General features: G+C 72.2%; 2 protein-coding genes and 2 pseudogenes. 2 read left to right on the forward strand and 2 right to left on the reverse strand.

Annotation, left to right across the window (positions count from 1 at the left end; genetic code table 11):
* Positions 1-208: pseudogene (locus AC1DP0_RS17455) on the forward strand (hypothetical protein); the annotation flags it as partial.
* A gap of 40 nt (positions 209-248) precedes the next feature.
* Here AC1DP0_RS17455 and AC1DP0_RS17460 read toward each other — a convergent pair.
* Positions 249-2,504 (reverse strand): hypothetical protein, encoded by a 2,256-nt coding sequence (locus AC1DP0_RS17460; protein ID WP_478086776.1) that lies wholly within the window; start codon positions 2,502-2,504, stop codon positions 249-251.
* Positions 2,505-2,752: 248 nt separating this feature from the next.
* Here AC1DP0_RS17460 and AC1DP0_RS17465 point away from each other — a divergent pair, with 248 nt between their 5' ends.
* Entirely contained in the window at positions 2,753-5,206 is a 2,454-nt protein-coding gene (locus tag AC1DP0_RS17465) for an N-acetylmuramoyl-L-alanine amidase (protein ID WP_478086780.1), read from the forward strand.
* A gap of 49 nt (positions 5,207-5,255) precedes the next feature.
* Here AC1DP0_RS17465 and AC1DP0_RS17470 read toward each other — a convergent pair.
* Positions 5,256-5,412: pseudogene (locus tag AC1DP0_RS17470) on the reverse strand (succinyl-CoA--3-ketoacid-CoA transferase); the annotation flags it as partial.

The raw sequence follows: 5,412 nt of genomic DNA on the forward strand, positions 1-5,412 counted from the left end.
GGAGCTGCGCCGCATCTTTCGGCGCCGCCCGGCCACCGTGCTCGGTGCCAGCCCGACGTCGTCCATGCAGGGCAGGGACCTGCGCCTCGTGTCTCGCGTCTGGCCCGAGCTGGACCACCGGACGTTGACGACGTTTCCGGCCGGGATCCAGGCCACCTTGGCCGACCTGCAGCTACGACTCCAGAGCACCGGCAGGGCCCGTCCCTGAGGCCCGACGCCCGCGCCGGACGCCGGCCCAGCACAGCCGCTCAGCCCAGCTTGTAGACCGAGACGGTTCCCGACTGGAAGACCTTCGTCGTCTGGGAGGCCAGCGTGGGGGAGACGGCGCCCGCCTGGGAGTCCGCGACGAGCCAGCGCACGCCGCGCTGGCGGATGGCACCCAGGGTGCTTGCGTCGGGACGGATGAATGCGGCCTGGTTCAGGGCGTACAGAGCAGGGTCGTCGTAGCCCTTGTTGGCTGCCGCCCCGGGGAGGTAGGCCCAGCCCTCGAGCAGCACCCGCCTGCCACCGAGGCCTGAGATCCACCACTCACGGGAATTGCAGGAGGTCCCGGTGCCGGACAGGCAGTGGTCGTTCGTCGCCATCACGTCATCGAGCGGCACGTGGCCCTCGATCCAGGCGGCGGCAAGGTCCTGGGCGAGCAGGTGAGGGTCCGCAGTGGCTGGGGCCTTGCTGGGCAGGCGGAGCAGCCCCACCGACCCGGTGACGAGCAGTGGCGCGACCACAGCGCAGGCCGCGACCGGGACGAGCCAGTCGCGCCCTCGACGACGCAGCACGAGGGCCGCGACCAGGATGACGAGCAGGACCGCGGCGCAGACCGACACCTGTCCGACGAACGTCCACAGCTGCGCCGCCTGCGCCGGCCGCCCGGCCAGTGGCATGCGCGAAGGCAGCACGAGAGCGGCGACGGCCGTCAGCACACCCACGACGGCGAGGGTGGCCGCAGCCGCCCGCGCCCGCGTGCGCGAGTCCCCGATGAGCTCGCCGATGCTCCACGCCCACAGGGCGGAACCGAAGGGGATCGCACCGAAGAGGAAGTAGAACTGGCTGTAACCGCTGTGGGCGATGACGAAGAAGGGGATGAACGGGGTCAGGCAGAGACCCGCCAGCAGCCAGGCGGCCAGGTCAGTGCGCAGGGCTCGTTGGAAGAAGGGGATGAAGCCGGCCAGCAGCCGGCCGTAGGTGAGGACCACGATGAGCACGAGTGCGACAAGCAGGACGGGCCCCACCCCCGGCGTGTGCACGAGTCCGTCGAGCACACCGGTGCCGAGGTTGGGCCGGCGCGTGACGATCTCGCGGTAGGGCGCGAAGAGGGACAGGGCCGAAAAGAGTTGGAAGCCCGAGCCGGCGTCGCCACCTGCCACGAACGCCAGTGCGACGGCAGCCAGAAGGGCCCCGACGACACCGGTCCCGAGCAGCACGAGACGGTTGCGCCGCAGGACCAGGGCGGCCAGGAAGGCGGTGCCCACACCACCGAGTACGACCGGGAGGGCAGAGCTCTTGCTGCCGCTGGTCGCCAGGGCGGCGAGAACCGCGACGACGACCGTGGTGGCTCGGGGCCGACCTTCCGTTCGCACGAGGTCAACGAGCGTGATGACGAGCAGGAGCGCGAGCGCGGTCGAGAAGACCTGCGACGGCGACAGCGGGTTGAGGTGGTTGCTGGGGTTGATCGTCCCCGGCCAGAACGTGTAGCCCAGCGTGGGAACCACCAACCAGCCGGCGAGCGCCCCGACCCAGGGACGCCCTGACACGCGATGGGCGAGCACGGCGGTCAGCAGCACGACGAGGACGACCACCGGAAGGATCCACAGCCTCAGGAAGGCGACAGCGACGTCGGTACCCGTCATGAGCGTCGACGCCGCGATGTGCGCGTCAGAGAACCAGTGGTAGCGAAGCGTGCCGTCAGCGACCGACTGAGGGGTGAGGAGCGGCACGGACCGGGTGGCCTCATGGATCAGGCCCATGTGCCACAGGAGGTCCGGGTAATAGGGGGCACCGGCCGGCGGTAGGGGATAGATGACCATGTAGCCGCGGTAGACCAGCAGCACCATCAGCATGCAGGCGAGACCGAGGGCCACGCTGGGCCACGGTCCCCAGGACGACGTCGGACGGGCGAGGATCCGGCGACGGGCCGTGGGCACGAGGAGCAGGGGCAGTGTCAGTGCCGGCCACAGCCACAGCGCCTGCTGCACGTGCAGGGCCGTGAAGGCGGCCCATGCCGCCAGCTCGAGCGCGAGCCCCGTGGCGGCGCCCAGGGCGAGGTCGACGACCCATGACGCCTGAGGCCCCCGCAGGCTGCGGTGGACGATCGTCCCCGGGGCCACCACCCCGAGAAGGACGTACGCGATCTGCTTGGTGATATCGACGCCCGGGGTGTCGGACGCCACCCCCACAACGACCGCCGTGCCCAGCACAGCGGTCGCCATCACTACCGGCACGAGCTGGTGCAGCCGTGGCGTGGCCCCCTTGGGGGACCCGGGACGGATGGCGGCGCGTGACGGCATAGGGCGAGAATAGTTGAGTGGCCGCGGCCCCTTTCGCGGGCATGGCGGCTGCCGCGTGATGCGGGCCCGTGGGCGGTGCTGCCGGGCGCTCGGCCCCGCAACGGGGTGGCGGGCAGGGCGCCGTCCTGCTGCTGGCCCCGTGGACGCTCGGTGACCCGCACACCGCGAGAAGTCCGGGAGGCGGCTCGTGGAACAGTCACCTACCCTGACAAAAGGGGCGCGACAGCGTCCCTCCGGAAGGAGCCTCCATGAACCCACGTCCCATCCCCTTGGCCACGGCGGCGGCCGCGGCGCTGTCCGCGATCGTCACCTTGGGGGCGGTGCCGCCGGCCGCCGCCGGCCCGATGCCTGCCATCGGGGCCAGCGCGGGGCAGACCGTCCTCCGCAGCACCTCCGCCGGCCCGGCCACCGTCACCGCTGGCACCAACGCCACGGCACCGGTGAAGCCTCGCGTGACGACCTTCGCCATTCCGGAGGTCGCCGCGGCGAAGGCGTCTCCAGCGTCTCCGGCGTCTCCCGCCGCACCCGGATCTCCCGCCGCGCAGGGCCGCCGCATCGTCGCACAGTCGGAGCACACCGGCGTGTCCTTCGACGTGGCCGGCGTGACGTTCACCGGCCACGCCCCGGCAGACCTCGCGGTGCAGGTGCGCACGCGGCACCAAGCCAAATGGACGGGCTGGATGGACGTGAAGGTCGGTTTGGAGGACGGGCCCGACGCCGGATCCGCCGAGGGTCGCCGGGCGAGGCCGGGGACGGAGGCCGTCGCGGCCGTCGGCGCCGACGGCATCCAGGTGCGCGTGCTCACGAGCGGCGCCGCGCCCAAGGATCTTCAGCTCGCGGTGGTCGACGGCGGCTCGTCGCCGGCGGATGCCGCCGTGGACCCGGCCGGCTCGGTCGCCGGTCCAGCGGCCGCCCCCGCTGTCGCCGGCGCCCGGTCCTCTGTCGCTACGGACTCCGCCGCGACACTCACCGCCGCCACGACGGCGTCGGCCGTGGCGTCCGCGCCAGCGGTGGCCCGCCCGGCGATCGTGACCCGGGCGCAGTGGGGCGCCGACGAGAGGCTCATGCCGTGCCAGCCGGACCAGCTCGCCGGATTCAAGGCGGCCGTCGTCCACCACACGGTCGATGCGAACAGCTACACCTCCACGCAGGCTCCGGCCCTCATGCGTGCGATCTTCGCCTTTCACACCCAGAGCCGGGGCTGGTGCGACATCGGCTACAACTTCCTCGTCGACCGCTACGGGCGGATCTATGAGGGGCGCAAGGGCAGCCTCACCGGTTTCACCCAGGGGGCCCAGTCCGGTGGCTTCAACCAGGAGACCTTCGGGGTGTCGGTCATCGGTGACTTCACGTCGATCCCGTTCCCTGCAGCGGTGCAGAGCTCCGTGGGCAAGGTCATCGCCTGGGAGGCCGACCGCACTCCCTTCGACCCGTCCTCCTCCGTCACGCTGCTGTCGGCGGGTAGCACGCGTTACAGCCCAGGCGTACGGGTGACCAAGCCGCGCGTCATGGGCCACCGCGACCTCAGCCTCACCTCATGCCCGGGCGACTCGGCGTACCCGCAGGTGGCGGGCATTCGCTCGTCGGCGGCGTCGCAGTGGCGCGCCGGGCAGTACGCCGGCCGGGCCGGTCGGTACACCCCTGTCGCGGCGCGCCGTTTCATCGACACCAGGAGTGGGCTCGGTGCTCCCCGTGCGCTGCTCGTCCCCGGAGCCAGCATCACGGTCCGTCCTCCGGGCCTGCCGGCGGACGTCACAGCCGTGACGCTCAACGTCACCACGACCGCAGCGACGCGGAGCACATCGGTCTCCGTCTTCCCCGCCGGTCAGGTGCCCCGAAGCTCCTCGGTCCTCAACACCGGTCCGGGGCGCACCTCGGCCGCGGCCGTGACGGTCGGGGTCGGGCCCGGCGGGGCGGTCACGCTGCGCAACACCTCGGGTGGCCTCCACGTCATCGCCGATCTCGCGGGCTACTACTCGACGGGGTCCTCGTCCGGGCTGGTGGGCAGCTTCCATCGCGTGCTCGACACCCGCTCCGGCCTCGGCGCGCCCGCGAGGCGGGTAGACCCGTCGCGCCCGCTCACCATCGCGTTGCCCGGGCTTCCCGCGGGCACGCGCGCGGTCAACCTCAACCTGACCGCGACGCGAGCGCAGGGTGCCGGCCACCTGACGGCCTATGCGGGCGGCGCGTCGCGTCCGTCGACGTCCAACGTCAACTTCGTCGCGGGTCAGACCGTCGCGAACCTCGCGACGGTGCCGGTCGGCTCCGGTGGCACCGTGACGATCCACGCCACGGCGCCCACGGACGTCGTCGCCGACGTCGCGGGCGCCTTCGTGGCGGGCAGCGGATCCCGGTTCACGCCGGTCAGCCCCCGCCGGGTGCTCGACACGAGATACGGATGGGCCGCGCCGTACCAGCCACTCGTCGGTGGACGCAGTCTGGCGGTGCCGATCGCGGGCGTCCCGAGCTCGGCGAGCGGTGTCGCGATGACGTTGTCGGCCACGAGCGCCACGCGGCCAACGGCCCTCACGGTCTACGCGACGGGATCGGCCCAGCCGAACACGTCGAACGTGAACGTGACTCCGGGACAAGCGATCTCGGGCTCCGTCGTGTCGGGCATCCGGAGCTCGAGCGCCTCGGTGAGCAGCACGTCAGGGACGGTGGCCGTCATCGCCGACCTGATGGGCTACTACGGCAGCTGATCCCGACGACCTGGCCCCTCCGTGCGCGGTGGGGCCAGGTGCCTCGGGCCTACAGGGCGCTCAGGAGGTCGGGCTCGGTGCGCTCGCGCACCTCCTGCTCGGTGACGCCGGGTGCGAGCTCGCGCAGCACCAGCCCGGCCGCCGTGACGTCGAGGACGCACAGGTCGGTGATGATCCGCTGCACGACGCCGCGGCCGGTGTAGGGC

The sequence above is a fragment of the Terrabacter sp. P5_B1 genome (genome assembly GCF_056400505.1).